The organism is Bacteroidia bacterium (genome assembly GCA_033391075.1).
Classification (GTDB): domain Bacteria; phylum Bacteroidota; class Bacteroidia; order J057; family J057; genus JAWPMV01.
In genome coordinates this window covers 2,065,614-2,086,915 of the sequence record JAWPMV010000001.1, presented here as the reverse complement: position 1 = coordinate 2,086,915, position 21,302 = coordinate 2,065,614, and the positions used below count along the sequence as shown (strand labels likewise).

Here is a 21,302-nt window from a genome sequence, read left to right as displayed (position 1 = left end):
AAAAAAATAGGGGCATTAAGCCCCTAAATTACAATTATGTTTTATTTCAAAATAGGAAATGAAATCCTAGTTTCCATCTCCCCTTTCTATCTTAATATCTTCATAGGATGGTAAATCTCTGCTAATATTCAGGCTACTTGCACAATATACATAGGCAGGGATTCCCCTATCGCAAGGACCTTCTTCAGCTCTTTCCAGGCTCACTCTCAAAAATCGCCCATTTTTCATAAGATCTACCAAATCATGAGGATTGATCGGATTTACAAATTTTCCTGAGCGCAGCTCGATCATAAATCGACATTCTCCCTCTCTTCTTAGTTTCCTGATGCGCGCCAGTTTATCACAGGATTCTCCTTCCGTCAGAAAACGCTCCAAACCCGTACCTTCTATTTCATCAAATGAGATATCCACTGGCTCTAGCATAGATTCATCTATACTTTCCAAAGCATCAGCAGGATTCACCTTTAAATCGCTTTCACAACTTAAACAAGCAACTAATGCGAGAAGAAAAAGGGAGAACTTAAAACGTTTCATTATCATTTTGCAATTTGGTTTTGTAAAGAATATGAAACAAAACTAGGCAAAACACTTATTACGAAAAAACGTTATATACAAGTCCTCAAACATAAATCCCGCTCTCTTTTTTCCAAAAATCCAACGCCCTATTTCCGGGGATGATAAATGCGTTCTGCCTCTTTACGGACTTTGTCTATGTCTAATGTCATCGTTTTTCTCTCATGTCTGACAAACATCTGCATCTGATCTGTGTAATGTGGGCTGGATTCCTTAGCCGAAGCACCATAGGCATTTACCGTTTCCAGTAATACCCCCTCCTCAGTAAATCGAACCAAAGAGATATATGAATCGCCAGCTCGGCTTCTATATCGTCCGTTTTCCCAGGGGCCCGAATACATAGCTGCCAGGATTTCCGGGCCGCCCCCTATGGCCAGGCTTACATTTCCCCGTACATGTCGTTGCAATTTGCCGAAAGGAACTTTTACCGTACCAAAATGCTCCAGCAGATGATCTCTCGCAAAACGCAGGGCTGCCACAAATTCCTCCTCATTTCCTTTCCCCCAATTCTTGTAGGCATTTCGAGCCCGCATGAGGGAAGTTAATTTGCGGATGGCCAGGATGAAAATACTTGCTCCTTCTGAGGTAGTATCTGTTTTATGATCCCAATTATGAAAGACCTTTAGGGTCTCAGTCAGATCTGGATATTTACTAGCATCTACTTCCATCAATCCATGCAAATTGACGATACGATTGTCGTACAATTTATCTCCATAAAATTGATCATACTTGATCCGTTTGAAATCCTCATAATCAAGTTTATCATATTGATCGATCAACTCTTTGAATCGAAGACTACGATTATTATTCACATGAGGATGTCCCAGGGTTTTATTTACATCAGTTGGTTTCAGATTGTCTTTATCTCCGGTCGCATAAAAAGGGGAATGATTGGTATTATAAACGTATCCTGATTCCGGATTCAAATATAGAGGCAAGCTATCTAATGGATAATATTCATCCGACCACAGGGTAGCTGAAGTATCGCCAGGAAGCACCTTGGTCCAGTCGTAATTGGGATTTCTTTTAGGCAAACGAGAATTACTCACATAAAAGATATTGTCCTCTTTATCGGCATAAACGATATTGGTTCCCGGTATGCCTTGCAAATCCAGGGCTTTACGGAATTCTTCCAGATTAGTAGCTTTATTCATCCAATACCATTGTTCTGCCTGTTTGATGTTTCGATTTGCAGCAACAGCTATGGCATAAAAACCATTGTCATTTTCCAGGGTCAATCCATATTTACTGATGTAATAGGCTCTGCTTACGCTGATTTTTATCGGACCTAATTTAACCTTCGTCTTTGCTTTCTTTTTCTCAAGCTTCAACCATTCTCCATCAAATTTATAGGTGTCCTTTTTATCCGGATGCATAGTCAGTTTAAAGACATCATTAAAATCCGGATGATTTACCGTATGTGCCCAACCCAGGTGTTCATTCGCCCCATGAAATACAGCTACTCCACCTGCAAAAGTTGCTCCCAGTATATTAGTCCCTTCCTCACTGACCAAATGAATTTCATACCAGGAAGCGGGGCCTTCTAAGGGTTGGTGGCTATTGATTGCCAAATAGGTCTGGTCTTCCTTTGACTTTCTTCGACTGATGGCAAAGGCATTTGATCCTCTGGGGATCTCATCATTTGTTATGCTTCCACTAAGAACCTTGGTAAAAGGGCTTTGGATACTGGTCAATAATCCGGCTCCCAAGACATGACCGGCAACTAAATCTTTTGCCGTAACCGGGAATAAATCTTTATGCAGAACTTCTTCAGGATATGCTCTTGCATAAGCATTAGCTCCCGCGACATAAGCTTCCGCGACTTTTTTAAACTGAGGGCTGAGATCTGAATCATAGCGAGCTTCCACCAGGCTATCGATCTCCAGCATTTGAACCAGAATATCTGCTATTGCGCCATCTTTCCCTTGCACTGATCCCATGAGGCCCTTTATCGGCAACAATTGTTCCTGCACGGTTTTGAAATCATCTTCCGCAGTTGCCCAGGCCAAACCATATGCTACCTCCACATCAGTAGGCGCATAAATGTGAGGCACTCCCCACTTATCACGGATGATTTCAATGTTCTCTGGATTGATCTGGGTAAAGGCTGCTGATGCACTAAAACAAAGTAGTAGCAGGCCTGAAATAATTTTTTGCATAGTAGCCGTAAGTCAATTGAATAAATGAAAATTCAGATCGTTCCTATGATTCACAGGAACTTATCCTATTTTTGAAGGATTACAATATCCAAAAAAATGAAAAACTACCTTTCTGTCCTATTGTTTTTATTCCTTTTCCAAAGTCTTTCTGCTCAGGTGATAGAAAAAGCAATCCTGAATCAAAGTATAAAGGCTGCGAAGGACCTCAAAAATTTTGTAGCAATCCCTAATGATGCCCTCAATCACGAGGATATCATGAAAAATATTGAATGGTTGGATAGGGAGTTTTCTAAACGAGGATTCAAAACGGAATTGTTGGAAACCAGCAATGAGCCTCTTTTCTTCGCTGAGCTCCCCAAAATGGCCAATGCGAAAACCCTGCTATTCTATATGCATTTGGACGGCCAGGCGGTTGATCCCTCCAAATGGAATCAGGACAGTCCTTATGAAGTGGTTTTAAAAGCGGAAAATGATGCGGGGGAATGGGAAGCCATGGATTGGTCAAATATTGAAGGCTTCAATCCGGATTGGCGAATGTTTGGACGATCTGCCGCTGATGACAAAGGGCCGATTGTAATGTTCTTGCATGCCATGGATATGTTGATGAATAGTGATGCAGTTATCCGTTGGAACATCAAAGTCCTGCTAGATTCAGAAGAAGAAAAAGGAAGTCGCCCTTTGGCAGCAGCTGTTAAGCAATACAAAGACAAGCTAAAAGCTGATTTCCTCATGATACATGATGGCCCTATGCATCTCTCAGGACAACCTACAATGATTTTTGGATGTAGAGGAATCACCCGTGTGGATCTCACTGTATTTGGTCCCTCAAAGCCTCAACATAGTGGCCACTATGGAAACTATGCTCCTAATCCCGTTTTCAGAATTTCCAAGCTTCTCTCAAGTATGAAAGATGAGTTTGGAAGAGTAGTTGTAAAAGGATATTACGATGGTATTGAGCTGGATGAAGAAACCAAAAAGATCCTGGCTGCAGTTCCTGACGATGAGGAAGCAATTTTCAAAAAACTGGGGATAGCAGAAGCAGAAAAGGTAGGCATGAATTACCAGGAGTCTTTACAATATCCCAGCTTAAATGTCAGAGGCATAGAAGCAGCCTGGGTAGGAGATAAAGCAAGAACTATCGTTCCAGATCAGGCCACAGCAGCTATCGACATTCGTTTGGTACCGGAAAGTGATCCCAAAAAGCTGATTCAGGCACTAAAAGATCATATCAGAGAGCAAGGTTATTACTTAACAACTGCTCCCCCGACTGCAGAGGAAAGAAGCATTTATCCCAAAATCTGCCAACTCAATTCCGGAGGAGCTAGCCTGCCCTTCCGAACAGATATGAGCGAAGACTTTGCAAACTGGCTAGACAAGCTGATGACTGCGACTCACAATCGTCCCCCGGTAAAAGTGAGAATCATGGGAGGAACAGTTCCCATTTCCCCCTTCATCAATGAATTGCAGATTCCTGCTATCATTTTACCCATGGTAAATGCAGATAATAATCAGCACAGTCCCAATGAGAACTTGAAATTGGCGCAAATTCCGTATGGGATTCGAACCTTCTTGTCAATACTGGTCAATCGATTTTAAAAAAAGCCCCGAAGAATCTTCGGGGCTTTTTCGATTAATCTTTGTATTTATCAAACCAGTATAAAATAGCATTCACTTTCGTGATCAGATTGCTCGGTCGAGCTGCTATGCCGTGATAGGCTCCCGGTATGCGTACCAGAGCTGTTTCAATCTTCCTGAGTTTGAGAGCAGTGTAGAACTGTTCTGATTCGGATATAGGCGTACGGAGGTCGGATTCCCCACAAAGAACCATAGTAGGAGTGGAAACATTGCCTACATGAGCCAGGGGTGAGCGCTGCCAGAAATTCTCCTGCTTTTCCCAGGGAAATCCACCAAACCAATATTTAGAGAAAAAGGCAGGATTATCTGCCACCAGAGCAAAGCTCGTCCAGTTGATCACGGGCTTGGCCACAACAGCCGCTCTAAAACGATCGGTATGTCCCACGATCCATGCAGTAAGGACTCCCCCTCCACTACCTCCGGTTACATAGAGGTGATCTTCATCGATAAATCCTTTTTCTATCACTGCATCAACTCCTGACATAAGGTCATCATAGTCATTGCTCGGATAGTTGTGATGAATGAGGTTTCCGAATTCTTGTCCGTAACTGGTACTTCCTCTGGGATTTGTGTAAAGCACCACATAGCCAGCAGAGGCATAGAGTTGTACTTCCGCTGAAAAGCGCTCACCGTAATTGGTAAATGGTCCGCCGTGTATCTCTAATAATAGCGGGTACTTCTTATTGGGGTCAAAATCCGGAGGACGAACTACCCAACCTTGTATTTTTCTGTCATCATAAGAAGACTTCCACCAAATGCTCTCTGCACCCGGAACCTCTTTGTGCCCGAAGAGATCTTCATTTAAGTTAGTGATTTGAGTTACTTCTTCTACTCCATCCATCCCTATGGCTACATCTGCCGGACGCGTCGGGCTGTTGATAGTATAGGCGAAAGTTCCTTCTGAGGAAATGCTGTATGATCCGCTTGCATAGGGACGGCCCAAAGTAGTTCCCCCAACTTTCGAAGCCATTTTTCTCACTTTTCCATTCATTTTCATATGAGCGACATAGGTAATTCCTTCGTCATCATACTGAAAATAAAAGCCCTTGCTTTCACTATCCCATTGAGGATTCATTACATCCCGGTCAAAATCTCCGGAAATCAGCTTTTTATTTCTTCCATCACTGTCCATGACATATAATTGGTTGAGCTGATATCCCAGGTATTTCTCATCATTCCCCGTATAGGCTATCATTTTACCATCTGGAGAAACTTTGGGATTGGAATCGGGGCCCAGTCGATCTGTTAGGGCAGACATTTTTCCGCTGGCGATATCCAGTTTGTAGAGCTCTGAATTGGCAGGTTCATAGTCTTTATCTTCGTGGATATTGGCAGAAAGGATGAGGGATTTCCCATCTTTCGTCCAACTTACCGCACCGAAAAAATTATTATCCCCTTCCGTAAGCTGTCGGGCCGTTCCTCCATCTGCAGGAAGGATAAAGACATGTGCGAAACCTGCAGGATTGAATCCTCCCCCATCACTCCGGTAGGTAACGTCATCTATATAGACCGGAGGTTTTGCCCATTCGGCTCCTTCCGGCTTTTTAGGTAAAGGAATAGGCATTTCCGCCTGACCGGGAACAAACATATTGAATGCAATCCAATTGCCATCCGGAGACCAACGTATATTGAAAGGAGAATTCTGTACATAACTGATGGGCGTGGTTATCCCCGAGTCCATCCAACGAAGATAGATTTGTGCGCCATCTCCTTCAGCAGAAATATAGATGAGTTTCTTTCCATCCGGGGACCAGCGCGCCAAACGGGAAGGAGCTTCTGCGAGAGGACGATGAGCAGATCCATCAGCATTGATAATCCATAAAGAAGAACGCGTATTGTCCTTCATAATATCCAGGGATCTCCGACTGTAAACCACTTGTTTGCCATCAGGACTAATTTGAGGATCACTGGCATATTCCAGATTAAATACGTCATCTGAATTCACTCCCTGTCCATACATGCTCGACATGCAGGCAAAAGATAGAATCAGGATGCTTAGTGTGAATAGTTTGTTCATGTTTAATCTTGCTTAGGTAAAAGCTATGCATTCACTTAGGAAATCATCCTGTGAATGTAGGTAAATAGGAATTCTATATTTCTGAAATAAAACTCTAATCTCTATTCCGAATTCTAATATTTCGAAAGCTCACTCCATCTCCATGATCCTGAAAGGCAATTCTTCCTTTTTTTGTTCGACCATAGGTAGGTACTTTTCCAAACTTGGTTGTATCCACAATGGCTTCCCATTCTGGGGTCCACAAAGTATAGGCTACTACTTTTTTCCCATTTAGCCAGTGTTCAACTTCTCCATTGAGCACACTCAGGCGAGCATGATTATAATCACCTGCCGGATTACTAGCCGAAATCAGGGGAGGATGCAGGGCATAATTGGCCCCGCTTAGCTGGGTTTCGTTTAAAGGACTGGGATAATTTTCATTGTCTATAATCTGATATTCAGGGCCGCTTACAGAGGTCGCCTTATTTTCCTGCTTTTCATCCACCAGATAAATGATCCCACTATTTCCTTTTTCATCTATCTTCCATTCCAGCTCCAGTTCAAAATTTTCGTATAAAGCATCACTTACCAAATCGCTATTTCCTCCTTCCGTTCTCAAAGCACCATCCACCACTTTCCATCCCTGAACTCCTTCTTCCAAATAGCTATGCCATCCCTCTGTTGTTTTTCCATCAAACATCAATTCCCAACCCGCAGCCTTTTCAGCTTCGGTAAGGCTATAGGCCTGATTTTCTGCAGGCTTATCCTGATTTTCCTGCTCTACTTTTGATTCGCAACTATATAGGGAAAAGATCAGCATTACGCCGATTGAGTAGTGTAGTTTCATCGCGAGAGGTATTTTCGTAGCTTTAGTCCTTAAACCTCAATATCGTATTTTTTTCAGAAAACAGAAATAAAACCAATGTCAACAGCCCCTGTAAAAATCCTCGTAGTTGGATGTGGCAATATGGGAGCCTCACATGCGAGAGCCTACCACAAAATGCCTGAATTTGAAATCGTCGGTTTGGTAAGCCGTGGAGAAAGTAAAGAAAGACTTTCTAAGGAATTGGGAGGCTATCCTACCTTTTCTTCATATGAGGAAGCCTTAGCAACAACAAAACCGGATGCCGTTTCTATAAATACTTATCCGGATACCCATGCAGCCTATGTGAAGAAGGCTCTGGAAGCTGATTGCCATATTTTCGTAGAAAAACCTTTGGCCAATACCGTTGAAGAATGCGAAGAAATCAAGCGCATGGTTCTCAAACATGGCAAAAAAATGGTCATTGGATATATCCTGCGGGTACATCCGGCCTGGGAGAAATTCATCGAACTTGCACAAGAGCTGGGGAAACCCCTGGTTATGCGTATGAATCTCAATCAACAGAGCCACGGAAGTACCTGGGAAACACACAAAAGCCTCATGCAGACCATGTCTCCCATAGTTGACTGTGGTGTGCACTATGTAGATGTCATGTGTCTGATGACCAAATCAAAACCAGTCATGGTTAATGGTATAGGTGCCAGGCTTTCAGATGAGCTAGTTCCCGGAATGTATAACTATGGTCATTTGCAGGTTAAATTTGAAGATGGCTCTGTGGGCTGGTATGAAGCAGGCTGGGGTCCGATGATGAGTGAAACAGCCTTTTTTGTGAAAGATGTTGTTGGTCCAAAAGGAAGCGTAAGCATTATGGATAAAGGCATCGGAGATGAAGGTTCGGATGATGTAGACTCTCATTCCAAAACAAATGCCCTGCTTGTCCATCATTCTGCAACCGATGAAAACGGAAATTTCGCAAAAAAGGATGAAGTTGTAAGTACGAAGGATGAGCCGGATCATCAGGGTTTATGCGATTTAGAACAAGCTTATTTCCTAAAAGCTATTAGAGAAGATATTGATTTGACACAACACCTGGATGATGCGATCAATAGTTTGCGAATAGTTTTGGCAGCTGATGAATCCTTTAAAACTGGCAAAACTGTATATTTGTAAATTCATCCTTTGCATCTAATACCCATTTTATTGCTATGCAGGCTTACGCTACCGCTTTATTATTTGCCATCCCTGGCTTTGTCTTACTTATCCTGATTGAAGCCATTTATGATAAATGGAAGGATAAGAAGACTGTCAAAGCTATGGATACCATTTCCAGCTTGAGTTCGGGTATGACCAATACCATCAAGGATTCTTTGGGATTGGCCGTTGCCCTTATCAGCTATCCTTTTTTCCTGGAAAGAATGGCTGTAATACAAATAGGGGAAAGCTGGCAATTGTATGCTATCGCTTTTGTAGCCATGGATTTCGCCAGTTACTGGTCGCATAGACTCAATCATTCCGTAAATATTTTCTGGAACCAACATGCTATTCACCATAGCAGCGAAGAGTTCAATTTGCCCTGTGCGTTAAGGCAAACCATTTCCAATCTGGTAACTTTCGGAGCCATTTTCCTGATACCTGCAGCCATTTTGGGCATTCCCTCTAAAGTTATAGGTATTATCGCTCCTTTGCATTTGTTCCTACAGTTCTGGTACCATACCCGCCACATTGGCAAATTGGGCATTCTGGAATATATCATTGTTACTCCTTCCCAACACAGGGTGCATCATGCGATCAATCCTATTTACCTGGATAAAAATCTAAGTGCTATTTTTTGTATTTGGGATCGGGTGTTTGGCACCTTTCAGGAAGAACTGGATGATGTACCGCCAGTGTATGGAATAACTCGGCCTATGGCAACCTGGAATCCTTTCAAGATCAATTTTATGCATGTCTGGCTACTCATGAAAGATGCCTGGCGAGCCAGTAGCTGGTGGGATAAACTGAGGATTTGGTTCATGCCTTTAGGATGGAGACCCGAAGATGTCAAAGAAAAATACCCGGTCTTTAAGATTGAGGATGTGTACAATTATGAAAAGTATGATTCAAAAGCTTCCAAAGCTTTGGTCAATTGGTCCTGGATGCATTTAGTTGTAGCCAATCTCCTCCTCTATTTTATGCTGTATCAGGTTTCACAGGGAGTTGAGATCAATATTCCTGTATATGGTACGTTGATTTTTGTGAGTATATATGGATATACTGCTCTGATGGATAGAGATAAATATGCTGTTTGGGTGGAAAGTATCAGAGGCTTCTTTGGATTTGGATGGATTCTCTTTAGAGGGGATTGGTTTGGATTAAATGATATTTTCTTTCCGGCTACAGTGGCTGTCGCATGCTATTTTGCAGCCTCTGCATTAGGTGCTCTATATTTTCATCGAAAAGAAATCGCCCAAAAAGAAGAATTGGGTCAGGTACTTGTTTCTAATCACTAGCCTAAATCTGATCCTACTTTCTGATATGAGTGTAGATCTCCTGCGACAGATCGCCCATTATGAAAAAATATCCCGGCAACTGGACCCGGATCATGAACAACGATCAGCCTGGGGACAGGCAGGTCTTGAGCATGTTCTGATGTTTTTACAAAATATCAAAGGCCGTAAAATGTTTTGGCTGGGTCCAGATCAAGCAAAAAAAGTACTCGATTATACCCCCCCTGATAAAGGTATAGAACTGGAAGAAGTCCTGCAGCTCATCCATGAAGAACTGGATGAAAAAGGATTGAAAGCTTCCTCCGGAGGTCATATGGCATATATACCCGGAGGCGGGTTATTCCCATCCGGATTAGCTGACTTAATTGCCGCTATTTGCAACTATTATTCAGGAGCATTTTATGTGGCACCTGGTGCTGTGCGAATAGAAAACATCCTCATCAGATGGGTAGGTGAAATGATTGGCTATGATCCAAAAATCTGCCAGGGAAATCTGAGTTCAGGAGGATCATATGCGGGCCTCATAGCCATGCATACCGCTCGGGAACATCTGAAGATCTCTTCTCGGGATATCCCTCAGACGGTTATTTACCTTAGCCAACAAACCCATCATGCCCTGGAGAAAGCATTGAAGGTAATCGGGATGAAAGAGGCGATCTATCGCAAGGTTCCTATGGATGAAGATTTCCGGATGATTCCCGGAGAATTAGAAGCTTTGATTCAGGAAGATTTGGCCAAGGGCTTAAAACCTGCCATCCTGATTGGATCTATGGGAACTACTGATGTTGGAGCAGTTGACCCCTTGGATAAACTTGCAGACATATCGGAGAAATATGGGCTCTGGTTTCATGCAGATGCTGCTTATGGTGGTTTTTTTATGCTTTTGGAAGAGTTCAAACAGAAATATCCTGGCCTATCCAGAACAGATTCTATGGTCATAGATCCTCACAAAGGACTCTTTATGCCCTGGGGAACAGGAATGGTCGTTGTTCGAGAAGGTAAGAAACTCTTGAACACTTTTGCCTCTGATGCAGCCTATTTGCAGGACCTGATAGAAGATGACATCGAATATTCTCCTTCTGACCTTTCCCCGGAACTGACACGACATTTCCGAGGTCTCCGCGTCTGGCTTCCCCTTCAACTCTTTGGTGTAGATAGTTTCAAGGCAGCCTTAAGAGAAAAACTCCTGCTCACCCAATATGCCTTTCATAGATTTCAGCAAATGGAGGGCATAGAACTTCCTTTGCACCCTCAACTAACAGTCATCCTGTTTAGAAGTCTGGCTCCTGTTGAGGATACAAATGCTTTTAACCAAAATCTCATCAAGGCCATACTGGAAGATGGCAGAATTTTCATTTCTTCTACTAAAATTGACGGAAAAATTTACCTCCGCCTTACGATCTTACATTTCAGAACCCATCTGGAAGAAGTGAAACTATTCTTTGATATCCTTGAGACTCAAAGACAAAGCTTATTGGCACAGGATAAAGCAGATTAATTTTATCCCAAATCCTTACATGCATTTTCAGATCAATCAAAAATGAGTAAATTTGTTACTCATTTATAGTAATGATTGAGACCCTTATATCATCCAAGACCCGAATCAAGTTATTGCTCAAATTCTTTTTGAACAGCAATAATCGAACGTATTTACGGAGTCTTGCTCAGGAATTCAATGAATCTACCAATGCCATAAGGCTTGAATTGAATCGATTTGAGGAAGCCGGAATGCTTTATTCTGAGCTGGAAGGCAACAAGAAATTTTTCAGTGCCAATATCAAGCATCCTTTATTCAAGGAAGTTCACAACATTATCCGCAAGTATGTGGGCATAGATCATATTGTCGAACACATAGTCAAGCAATTAGGAAATCTCCAACAGGTTTACCTGGTAGGCAAATTTTCTCAAGGATTGAATAGCGAAATTATAGACCTGGTTTTTGTAGGCGAAATAGAGAAGAATTACCTCATCGATTTGATAGAGAAAGCGGAACCTTTGATTCAGAGAAAGATACGATATGTATGTTATGATAGCGATGAGTTTGGACCAGACAAATTAGAACTCTATCAACCCGCACCTCTATTGCTATGGGAAAGAGGAAAGGACTAGTCCCATCTTTGGTAAAATCTAACACATCTAATAATCCCATTTATACTACATAGAAAAGCACAAGTAGGAACCTTATTTTATCAAGAAAATTCTCATGCATCTACTGCTTCCATATTCCAAGAAACTCACCGAAAAAGCCTTGCATATACTAGGCTGTTTAGCTCTATCATTATTATTTCCTCTTCATTCTTACGGATTTGCTCCTATTGTAGATCTTGGGGCAGATACCATAAGTTGTGGCAACTCGATTGTATTAGATGCTGGGAATGCCGGAGCTAGCTTCAATTGGAGCACTGGCGAAAGCAGCCAAAGTATCACAGTCAGCACAAGCGGAATTTATTGGGTAGATGTAACGGATGGAAGCGGAACTAGCAGAGATAGTATCGGAGTAAGTATCCTGAGTAATTTACCTACCCCTGTGCTTAATGATACGAGTATTTGTTTAGGAGAAGAATTAACTGTGAGTATACCGGATTTAGGAGATGGGACTGTTTGGTATGACAGCAGCACAGGAGGAAATCCGATAGGGTCTGGGAGTACCTTTACACTTAGCCCTGATGTTACCACCAATATTTATCCAGAGTATTTTCATTATGTATCGGATAGGGTTGGTTTGGTAGATACAACTTTTGGGACTATAAGATACTTGAGGTCTATTGGAAATGGACAAAGATTTAAAGTAGAAACTGCCGCAAAAGTTAATGCAATCCATACTTATGCAGATGGCCCGGTTACTTTTGAGCTCAGGGTGCACGATAGTGATGGAGATCTTTTGATGAGTAAGTCTGTTACTATACCCACAGCTTTCGTGAAAACGCGGATTCCAATTGGTATGGAGTTTCCCAAAGGAGAAGATTATACCATTACTGCCCATAATTTTAGTGGTGCAGGCTCACTGGCTATCAGTTTTTCTACAGTTCCTGCTTTTCCCTATACCATCCCCGGAGCATTTGAGGTTAAATCTTCATTTACTCCTTTTCCCAATAATAGGCTTTATTATTTCTTTGATTGGGAAGTAGAAATCCCAAGTTGTCCCGGTGCAAGGGGGCAAGCTGAAGTTAGTGTCTTGCCAACCCCTGAAATAAATCTGGGGAATGATACCATTTTATGCCAAGGAGTTGGAGGTCCACTTGTATTGGATGCAACAAACGCAGGAGCCAGTTATCTCTGGCAGGATGGAAGTACAAATCCCACGGTAACAGTCGTTGAAACAGATACATTCACCGTAATTGCCAATATTGGGAACTGTATAGATACAGATGAAATCGCTGTATTCGTCCTGGATGTACCTGATCCGTCCCTGCTCATGGATACAACTGTATGTGGCCCGCAGGAAGTGGTTTTATCTGGCGATATCGTTCCTACTCCTTCTTATGTTTTTTGGAGAGGTGAAAGTGGTGGGCTCTTGGAAGTAGCCCCTGATTATAGCCGTTTCATTGAAGATACTTTTCGCTTAAGTATTGAAAATGTCAATAGTAAATCCTTCCAATTAGGCCCAGAAGATCTTTCAATCTCCACTGCGGTTAGAAATGATGGATTTGATACCCGAGGGATAAAGTTTGATGCCCTACAAGATGTTCTAATTCGTAGCCTGGCAGTATTCCCCATTTCTACCCAAAATTTTTCCTTTGAGATCGTAGTATTAGATTCTAACAGAGTCGAAATTGGAAGGTATCCGCAATTCCTGGTCCCCCCCTATTCAAAAGAAGTATTGACTGTCAATATTTTCCTTCCGAAAGGGAACGGATATACACTTGAAGTTCAAAACCGTGTAGGGGGTAATATTTTCAGAAACGATCTTCCTGAACCAAAGTTCCCCTTTGTGTTAGAAGGCATTGCAAGGATACCCGCTTCTTCTTCCCTCACAAATACAGCAACCAATCAATACAATTATTTATATGATCTTGAGGTGGTACCATACACCACAAGTTGCAGGAGTCCCATTAGGAATGTTACCGTGAATGTGAATGTTCCCTTAAACATGCAGGATTCTATTTACTCTTGTACCGATTTCATTTTAGATCCTGGGGTATTTGCTACTAACTATTTATGGAATACAAACTCTCAGGCTTCTTCCATACCGATTAACCAAACAGGCATGTATGTGTTGACTGCCGATGATGGGGCAAATTGTATTGTAACGGATTCGACCTTTGTGGAAACCCCCCAGGATGCAGGATTACCAGCAGATGGGGTATTATGTGGAGATATATTGACTACCAATTATGGTGCAGCTTCCTTATTTAATTGGAATACAGGTGCCACTAGCCCAACAATTACCATCTCGACTCCAGGTATATATTCTGTTTCTGTCCAGGAACCCAGAGGATGTGTCCTGACAGATACCATTAATATTACTGGTTTTGATACGTTCCCCACAGTAAATCTCGGAAGTGATCAATCTGTCTGTGAATCCCTATTGCTTGATGCAGGGAATCCTGGTTTATCCTATCTATGGAGTACCGGAGAAAGCAGTCAGCAAATAACCATCACCTCTAGTGGGCTATATAGCGTTGAAGTAAGTAATTCTAATAATTGTACTGCAAAAGATACCATAGGCGTATTGATCACTCCTTTACCCGAATCAGAATTCTCCATTCCTGATACTGTAATAGGAGGAGTAAGCAGAAGGGCAACCTTTGTGAATCAATCTAGCTTTGGTTCCTATTTGTGGGAATTTGGTGATGGCAATAGCAGTACAGCCATTAGTCCCTCGCATACCTATGCAGATACCGGGACCTATTGTGTACGTTTGATAACCACAGATCTCCAGAACAACTGTGGATCAGATACGGCAGAGAAATGTATTGTCGTTCTTCAGTATCCCGTAGGCATTGAAGAAGATATTTTGGGAACACAATTATCCATTTATCCCAATCCAGCTTTCGATCTATTTTCTGTTGAAGTGAAGCATCCAATTCAGAAGGAACTCCAGGTCCATCTGCGAGATTTAAATGGGAGATTGATCCATAAGCGGAGTTGGAATCCAGGCCTCCAGAATCCAAAAATTCAATTTGATATTTCCCCTTACCCTCCCGGAATTTACATACTTCAAGTAGAAAGTAGTGAGGGAAGTCTATTTAAAAAGATCTCAATTCAATAGTTATCAGTTTAAGGCTCATTAACCGGACAAACATGCAACCCACCTTAATTATCGCTGAAGCTGGTGTAAACCATAATGGCGACCTGAATCTTGCTAAAGAGTTGATAGCAGCTGCTGCTATGGCAGGGGCGGATTATGTGAAGTTTCAGACATTTAAGGCTGAGAAAATAGTAAGCAAGAAAGCCAAACAAGCTGAATACCAGGTCAAGAATATAGGAGAATCATCCGGTCAATTTGAGATGCTCAAAAAGCTTGAGCTGGATGTAGATGCTCATCATATCCTCATGGAGGAGGCCGATAGACTGGGAATTAAGTTTCTTTCAACTGCTTTTGACCTCGACAGCATTGACTTATTGGCTGAACTGGATTTGGGATTATGGAAAATACCCTCCGGGGAGATTACCAATCTCCCGTATCTACGAAAAATTGCATTTCAGCAAGAACCAACTGTCATTTCGACGGGTATGTCAACCCTTGAAGAAGTAGGTGCAGCAATAGAGATCCTTTTGGCTCATGGAGCATCAAGAGAAAAACTTTGGGTTTTACACTGCAATACGGAGTATCCAACTCCCATGAAGGATGTTCATTTAAGAGCAATGTATCAGATTCAGGAAACCTTCGGAATCAAAGTAGGCTATTCTGATCACACCCTGGGGATAGAGGTACCGGTAGCAGCGGTAGCAATGGGTGCCACTTGTATAGAAAAACATTTTACCCTTGATAGGAATATGCAGGGCCCAGATCACAAGGCCTCCCTGGAGCCCGATGAGTTAAATCAGATGATTAGCATGATCCGCAATATTGAATTGGCATTGGGAGAAAAAGAGAAGAAACCTTCTCCTTCAGAAAAGAAGAATATCACTATAGTCAGGAAAAGTATACATCTGAAACACGACCTTCCAGCAGGCACGTCATTGACCGCTGAAGATCTTATCATGCTCAGACCGGGTGATGGAATTTCTCCTATGAAGCTCGAGGATTTATTAGGAAAAGAATTGAGGCATCCTTTGAAAAGTGGACATAAACTTGCCATTCAGGATTTTTCATAAACAAGCAAAACTGTCTAATAAATATGCCTAAACAAGTAGCCCTTTTTGGATATTCAGGACATGCATTTGTGGCGTGTGAGATTCTTTACGATATGCAAAGAAGTATCCTTGGCTATTATGAATTAAACAGAAAGGACCTTAACCCTTTTAAACTGCCTTACCTGGGTACAGATGATTCTATTGATAAAAGAAGCCTTCCGGCTTTTACAGATTTCTTTGTATCGATTGGAGAAAATGCAGTCCGCAAAAAGCTAAGTGAAAAAATGAAGGATATCTGGGGAGATCCGGTCAACATCATCCATCCTACAGCCTGGGTAGCAAGAACTGCAGAGCTGGGAAATGGAGTAATGATCGCCCCAAATTCAAATATCAGTTCTTTAGTAAAAATTAGGGATGGAGTAATATGTAATACTTCCTCCACCATTGAACATGAATGCCAAATTGGAGAATTTGCACATATCGCTCCCGGTGCAACTCTCTGCGGCAATGTCACAATTGGTTCAGGAACTCTTGTGGGAGCAAATGCTGTTGTAAAACCAGGAATTACCATAGGAAAAAACGTGATCATCGGGGCTGGCACCGTTGTCGTCAAGCCCATCAAAGACAATTCTATCGTTATCGGAAACCCACAACATGCCCTATGAATTCTTATAAAGAAAACACCATTATCACCACCCAGAGTATGAGAGATGCTCTGGAACGGATCAATGAAATTCCCAATGGATCTCTGACGCTCTTTATTACAAGTGAAGACGGAAAAATGGAAGGTACGCTGACGGATGGTGATATCCGAAGAGCACTTTTAAAAGGATTTGACCTAAATGCGCCGGTAGAGCAATTTATGAACAAGAATTTCAGGTACCTCAAAAAGTGTGAATTTGACCTGAATGATGTAGAGAGTGCAAAAAATGGGAAGGTAAGTCTGCTTCCTATGCTGGATAAAGAAAAGCGTATCTCAAGAATTATTGACTTTTCGGTAAAGAGAAGTGTTCTACCTATAGACGCAGTCATTATGGCCGGCGGAAGAGGTTCCAGACTTCAGCCTCTGACGGATGAGACTCCAAAGCCTCTTCTTAAAGTAAATGATAAACCCATTATTGAATACAATACAGATCAGTTATCCCGATATGGGATTGACAATATTTACATCACCGTCAAATATCTGGGAGACCAAATCCTCCGATATTTTGGAGATGGATCTGAGAGAGGGATAAATTTTCAATATGTCAAAGAGACCCAACCTCTGGGAACTCTAGGGGCAATCAGTAAGATCGATGCATTTGAGAATCCCTATGTTCTGGTGATGAATTCCGATCTCCTGACCAATATAGACTATGAAGATTTTTTCAGATCATTCATGGAGTCTGATGCAGACCTTACAATCGCAACTACTCCCTATGAAGTGAATGTTCCATATGCTGTGCTCGAATCTCAAAATGATCGCATTGTTTCATTCAAAGAGAAGCCCACTTATACCTATTATTCAAATGCAGGTATTTACCTGATGAAACGCTCATTTACAGAGTCTATTCCCAAGGAGACTTTCTACAATGCCACAGATTTGATTGAATCCCTGATACAGTCAGGCAAAAAAGTGACCCATTATCCGATTCTGGGGTATTGGCTTGACATAGGTAAGCCTGAAGATTTCAAAAAAGCCCAGGAGGACGTTACTAAAATCAAATTTTAATTCGGCTTTCCACCACAAATAGCACCCATTATTAAATCTTACTCAACAAAAAGACAATGAAAAAAGTACTGGTAACTGGAGCAGACGGATTCATCGGTAGCCACCTGGTCGAACATCTAATCGAATCAGGCTATCAGGTAAAGGCATTTGTTCTTTACAATTCATTTGGCAGCAATGGCTGGCTGGATAGTCTGCCTAAGGAGAAAAGAGATCAGATAGAGTTTTTTGCAGGAGATGTAAGAGACCCAAATGGGGTGAGAGTAGCCATGGAAGATGTTGATATTGTATTTCATCTCGCAGCTTTGATCGCCATTCCTTATAGCTATCATTCTCCAGACAGTTATGTAGATGTAAATATAAAAGGCACACTCAATATCCTACAGGCAGCCAAAATGCTGGGAACGGAAAGAGTTCTGGTTACCTCCACCTCAGAAGTTTATGGAACTGCTCAATACGTCCCTATAGATGAAAAACACCCTTTCCAGGGGCAATCTCCGTATAGTGCCACAAAAATAGGCGCCGATCGAATAGCAGAATCTTTTTATCGCTCATTTGAATTACCTGTAAGCATTGTAAGACCTTTCAATACCTATGGTCCTCGCCAATCGGCTCGAGCGGTAATCCCAACGATTATTACCCAATTACTAAATGGAATGGAGGAAATTAAGTTGGGTGATCTTAGCCCTACGCGAGACCTGGTATTTGTAAAAGATACCGTAAGAGGATTTGAAGCCATTGCCCGGTCAGAAAACTGCATAGGAGAAGAAATCAATATCGCTACACAGGATGAAATCAGTATAGGGGAACTGGCCATGAATATGATCAATCAGATCAATCCTTCCGCAAAAATCATCCAGGATCCAGCGAGAATGAGGCCGGGAAAAAGTGAGGTTCGGCGACTTTTGGGAGCAAATGCAAAAATCAAAGCACTCACCGACTGGGAACCTATGTTTGACCTGACAGCCGGTATTAAAGAAACCATCAAATGGTTTGCAGAAAAAGATAACCTAAGCACCTATAAACATGAAATCTATAATATCTGAGCCCATTCCTTTATCCATTCCTACCCTGGGCGGAAATGAATGGACCTATATCAAGGAATGCCTGGACACAAATTGGGTTTCCTCTGTAGGTTCTTATGTAACTGCTTTCGAGGAATCCATAGCTAGCTATAGTGGAGCTCCCTATGCCATTGCGACAGTAAATGGTACAGCCGCTCTCCATATTTGCTTGCTTCTGGCAGGGGTCGAAAGGGATGATTATGTCATCGTACCCAATATCACCTTTATAGCCAGTGCAAACTCTGTGGCCTATGCGGGAGCCAATCCTCTCTTCATAGACATTGAGGAAGGAAGTTGGCAGCTGGATTTGAACTTATTGGAAGAATTTCTGAGCGAGCAAACGGAAGAAGGAGCAAGCGGAAGGATCTACAAAAAAGATGGAAAGAGAATAAAGGCAATCATGCCTGTCCATGTCCTGGGAAATATGGCTGAGATGGACAAACTGCTAGAAATTTCCAGACGCTATGGACTTGTCATGATTGAAGATTCTACCGAAGCTTTAGGCAGCCGCTATAAAGGCCAACATGCAGGTACTTTCGGAGAACTGGGCTGTTTTAGTTTTAATGGAAATAAGATCATTACGACCGGAGGGGGAGGTATGATTGTTACTTCAGATGAAGAAAAGGCCCAACGTGCCAAACATCTCACCACCCAGGCAAAAGCAGACCCATTTGCCTATGTACATGATGAGATAGGCTACAATTATAGACTGGTCAATATCCTGGCAGCTATGGGCCTTGCACAGATGGAGCAATTGGATGAATTTAAAGCAGTTCGGACAAGGAATGCCGATATCTATCGGCAGGAACTTTCTGGGTTGGAAGAGATTTCTTTTCAAAACATCCATCCAGAAGTCGAAGTCAATAATTGGTTATTCACCATTAGAAGTAGTCATCAGGAAAACCTGATCAAAAAACTCCTCGATAACAAGGTTCAAACCAGGCCGCTTTGGGTGCCGATGAACCAACTCCCAATGTTTGGACATTTGCCTTATATCCAATCAGAAGATATTTCTGCAAAGGTTCATTCAGAATGTTTGAGCTTACCCAGCTCCAGTTCTTTGAAGGAAGAAGAAGTTCGATATGTTGCACAACTCATAAAATCATGCATCAAGTGAGGCGAATGAGTTTAGGATAGAAAAGCTTGATAAAAAAGATTCTCTCAAATAGCGCAGTTTATGGATTGGCTCCTCAAATTCCACAGGTGGCCAACATCCTTATACTTCCTATTATAACTCAAGACTTGACTCGTCTGGATTATGGAGTAGCGGGTATAATCTATTCCTATTTGGCTGCACTGTCTGCTATCCATTTATTGGGGACCAAGATCGTTCTCTCAAATGCTTTTTTTCATTACAGAAAACAGTATAAATGGCTTTGGCGGCAAATGCATGGCTTTATCTCATTATGGTCTTTATTCTATGCATTTCTCATGGGTTTGATCATTTATTGGGTTGTGCCAGAAGAAGCTGTAGAAAACAGATGGGCCATCGTTTTGATGCATACCATACCCAGTGCTTTCCTAAATGCAACTACAGAATATGGGATTCTACATCAACAGGTAGCTCAAAAACCTGGCCCCATTGCCTTTCAGATGATCGTGGTCGGATTCATTACCATTGCTATAAATCTTTGGTTAATCACCTTTGAGAAAATGGGTTATATGGGCTGGTTCTGGAGTAGGTTCATCGGAAGTATCCTCTCCTTTTTGTTCTTTAGCTACTTTCTCTATTACAAATTAAAATTGCTTCCCATTTTCAATTTTAAATGGAGATTGATTAAGGCAAAAATGAAAGTAGCCTTTCCCATGATTCCCTATTATTATGGCTCTTATCTTTTGACCTCATCTGATAGAATTGTGATGGATCTTTATCAGGTAAACATTCAAAAAATAGGAATCTTCAACCTGGCAGGAAATTTTGGGAATTACTTCAATGCCTTTGTAGATGGAACGGGTATGGCCATCAATCCAGTTATTTTTGAGTTTTTACAAGGACTTAAGAGAAAGGATGCCTTCAGATTAAGTCGTGACTTAATCTTTATCTGGCAAGGGACAATGATGATCTTCAGTTTTTTGGTCTGTCTTTGGTTCAAGGAAATCTTCAGTATCCTTATTAACAATCCAGACCTTCAGGAGGCCTATTCTCTTGCTATCATCATGATCATGGGTTTCAATTATCGGCCCCTTTACGCGGGCTTTGCCGTGAAACTCTTTTACTATGAGAAAGCCCATCGGATTTGGCTAATTTCCTTTAGTGCGGGTGTACTAAACATTGTGCTAAATATCATCTTCATTCCCATATATGGGATAGAAGCTGCAGCAATTACCACATTTATCGGTTTTTTGTTTATGGGAATGGCAGGCTTTTTCATCAAAGAGTATCGACAAATGGGAGATCTCAATTACTTCCCTTTCCATTGGTTGTTCGGGATCATTATTTCCACAGTCATCGTCTATATTCTCAAAGATATATATTGGCTGTATAAAGTAGGCATAAGCCTTTTTATTCTTGGAGTTACTGTACTTTGGATCCTGAAAAATAAAGAACTGATTCAATCCTTTGATCCAAGACAAAAATTAAACGAAGAGGAAACAGAAAAAAATCAAAGCTAGATATA

The 21,302-nt window shown here is 41.8% G+C and carries 16 protein-coding genes; 12 read left to right on the top strand and 4 right to left on the bottom strand.

The features are described 5' to 3' along the window. Nucleotides 1-66: 66 nt before the first annotated feature. A complete protein-coding gene (locus R8P61_08440; GenBank protein ID MDW3647076.1) occupies nt 67-534 on the bottom strand; it encodes a hypothetical protein in 468 nt (155 codons plus the stop codon). Nucleotides 535-662: 128 nt separating this feature from the next. Then, the gene (locus R8P61_08435; GenBank protein ID MDW3647075.1) at nt 663-2,732 is read right to left on the bottom strand and encodes a penicillin acylase family protein; all 2,070 of its coding nucleotides are present in this window, start codon (nt 2,730-2,732) and stop codon (nt 663-665) included. A 96-nt stretch (nt 2,733-2,828) separates the two neighbouring features. Here R8P61_08435 and R8P61_08430 point away from each other — a divergent pair, with 96 nt between their 5' ends. Beyond that, nucleotides 2,829-4,328 (top strand): M20/M25/M40 family metallo-hydrolase, encoded by a 1,500-nt coding sequence (locus tag R8P61_08430; protein ID MDW3647074.1) that lies wholly within the window; start codon nt 2,829-2,831, stop codon nt 4,326-4,328. Between the two features lie 34 nt (nt 4,329-4,362). Here R8P61_08430 and R8P61_08425 read toward each other — a convergent pair whose 3' ends face one another. Together R8P61_08425 and R8P61_08420 are read right to left on the bottom strand one after the other, a co-directional pair. Continuing rightward, nucleotides 4,363-6,384: a S9 family peptidase gene (locus R8P61_08425; GenBank protein ID MDW3647073.1), complete on the bottom strand. Its 2,022-nt coding sequence runs from the start codon at nt 6,382-6,384 to the stop codon at nt 4,363-4,365. A 94-nt stretch (nt 6,385-6,478) separates the two neighbouring features. Further along, nucleotides 6,479-7,210 (bottom strand): DUF1080 domain-containing protein, encoded by a 732-nt coding sequence (locus tag R8P61_08420; GenBank protein ID MDW3647072.1) that lies wholly within the window; start codon nt 7,208-7,210, stop codon nt 6,479-6,481. A 75-nt stretch (nt 7,211-7,285) separates the two neighbouring features. Between R8P61_08420 and R8P61_08415 the strand changes: the two genes are divergently transcribed. From R8P61_08415 to R8P61_08365, 11 genes are all read left to right on the top strand, one after another. Further along, nucleotides 7,286-8,356 (top strand): Gfo/Idh/MocA family oxidoreductase, encoded by a 1,071-nt coding sequence (locus R8P61_08415; GenBank protein MDW3647071.1) that lies wholly within the window; start codon nt 7,286-7,288, stop codon nt 8,354-8,356. A 35-nt stretch (nt 8,357-8,391) separates the two neighbouring features. After that, nucleotides 8,392-9,675: a sterol desaturase family protein gene (locus R8P61_08410; GenBank protein MDW3647070.1), complete on the top strand. Its 1,284-nt coding sequence runs from the start codon at nt 8,392-8,394 to the stop codon at nt 9,673-9,675. A 25-nt stretch (nt 9,676-9,700) separates the two neighbouring features. Beyond that, the gene (locus R8P61_08405; protein MDW3647069.1) at nt 9,701-11,170 is read left to right on the top strand and encodes a pyridoxal-dependent decarboxylase; all 1,470 of its coding nucleotides are present in this window, start codon (nt 9,701-9,703) and stop codon (nt 11,168-11,170) included. 71 nt (nt 11,171-11,241) lie between these two features. After that, a complete protein-coding gene (locus tag R8P61_08400) occupies nt 11,242-11,781 on the top strand; it encodes an ArsR family transcriptional regulator (protein MDW3647068.1) in 540 nt (179 codons plus the stop codon). A gap of 94 nt (nt 11,782-11,875) precedes the next feature. Then, nucleotides 11,876-14,884, top strand: coding sequence for a T9SS type A sorting domain-containing protein (locus tag R8P61_08395; protein ID MDW3647067.1), 3,009 nt, complete (start codon nt 11,876-11,878; stop codon nt 14,882-14,884). A gap of 32 nt (nt 14,885-14,916) precedes the next feature. Continuing rightward, on the top strand, nt 14,917-15,933 hold the full coding sequence (gene neuB / locus R8P61_08390; protein ID MDW3647066.1) for an N-acetylneuraminate synthase: 1,017 nt from the start codon (nt 14,917-14,919) through the stop codon (nt 15,931-15,933). A gap of 23 nt (nt 15,934-15,956) precedes the next feature. Beyond that, on the top strand, nt 15,957-16,577 hold the full coding sequence (locus tag R8P61_08385; GenBank protein MDW3647065.1) for an acetyltransferase: 621 nt from the start codon (nt 15,957-15,959) through the stop codon (nt 16,575-16,577). After that, nucleotides 16,574-17,623 carry a nucleotidyltransferase family protein gene (locus R8P61_08380; protein MDW3647064.1) on the top strand — a complete coding sequence of 350 codons (1,050 nt, stop codon included), beginning with the start codon at nt 16,574-16,576 and terminating at the stop codon, nt 17,621-17,623. Before R8P61_08385 ends, R8P61_08380 begins: the two co-directional genes overlap by 4 nt. Nucleotides 17,624-17,679: 56 nt before the next feature. After that, nucleotides 17,680-18,666 (top strand): NAD-dependent 4,6-dehydratase LegB, encoded by a 987-nt coding sequence (locus R8P61_08375; protein MDW3647063.1) that lies wholly within the window; start codon nt 17,680-17,682, stop codon nt 18,664-18,666. Beyond that, complete coding sequence (locus R8P61_08370) at nt 18,647-19,801, top strand: LegC family aminotransferase (GenBank protein MDW3647062.1); 1,155 nt, start codon at nt 18,647-18,649, stop codon at nt 19,799-19,801. Before R8P61_08375 ends, R8P61_08370 begins: the two co-directional genes overlap by 20 nt. Before the next feature lie 26 nt (nt 19,802-19,827). Beyond that, nucleotides 19,828-21,297 (top strand): polysaccharide biosynthesis C-terminal domain-containing protein, encoded by a 1,470-nt coding sequence (locus R8P61_08365; protein MDW3647061.1) that lies wholly within the window; start codon nt 19,828-19,830, stop codon nt 21,295-21,297. Nucleotides 21,298-21,302 lie beyond the last annotated feature (5 nt).

Excerpts from the sequence above, each read along its gene's own strand:
- R8P61_08435 (MDW3647075.1), bottom strand. The coding sequence starts at position 2,732 with ATGCAAAAAATTATTTCAGGCCTGCTACTACTTTGTTTTAGTGCATCA.
- R8P61_08380 (MDW3647064.1), top strand. The coding sequence starts at position 16,574 with ATGAATTCTTATAAAGAAAACACCATTATCACCACCCAGAGTATGAGA.
- R8P61_08410 (MDW3647070.1), top strand. The coding sequence starts at position 8,392 with ATGCAGGCTTACGCTACCGCTTTATTATTTGCCATCCCTGGCTTTGTC.
- neuB (MDW3647066.1), top strand. The coding sequence starts at position 14,917 with ATGCAACCCACCTTAATTATCGCTGAAGCTGGTGTAAACCATAATGGC.
- R8P61_08385 (MDW3647065.1), top strand. The coding sequence starts at position 15,957 with ATGCCTAAACAAGTAGCCCTTTTTGGATATTCAGGACATGCATTTGTG.
- R8P61_08400 (MDW3647068.1), top strand. The coding sequence starts at position 11,242 with ATGATTGAGACCCTTATATCATCCAAGACCCGAATCAAGTTATTGCTC.
- R8P61_08370 (MDW3647062.1), top strand. The coding sequence starts at position 18,647 with ATGAAATCTATAATATCTGAGCCCATTCCTTTATCCATTCCTACCCTG.
- R8P61_08405 (MDW3647069.1), top strand. The coding sequence starts at position 9,701 with ATGAGTGTAGATCTCCTGCGACAGATCGCCCATTATGAAAAAATATCC.
- R8P61_08430 (MDW3647074.1), top strand. The coding sequence starts at position 2,829 with ATGAAAAACTACCTTTCTGTCCTATTGTTTTTATTCCTTTTCCAAAGT.
- R8P61_08420 (MDW3647072.1), bottom strand. The coding sequence starts at position 7,210 with ATGAAACTACACTACTCAATCGGCGTAATGCTGATCTTTTCCCTATAT.
- R8P61_08395 (MDW3647067.1), top strand. The coding sequence starts at position 11,876 with ATGCATCTACTGCTTCCATATTCCAAGAAACTCACCGAAAAAGCCTTG.
- R8P61_08425 (MDW3647073.1), bottom strand. The coding sequence starts at position 6,384 with ATGAACAAACTATTCACACTAAGCATCCTGATTCTATCTTTTGCCTGC.
- R8P61_08415 (MDW3647071.1), top strand. The coding sequence starts at position 7,286 with ATGTCAACAGCCCCTGTAAAAATCCTCGTAGTTGGATGTGGCAATATG.
- R8P61_08375 (MDW3647063.1), top strand. The coding sequence starts at position 17,680 with ATGAAAAAAGTACTGGTAACTGGAGCAGACGGATTCATCGGTAGCCAC.
- R8P61_08440 (MDW3647076.1), bottom strand. The coding sequence starts at position 534 with ATGAAACGTTTTAAGTTCTCCCTTTTTCTTCTCGCATTAGTTGCTTGT.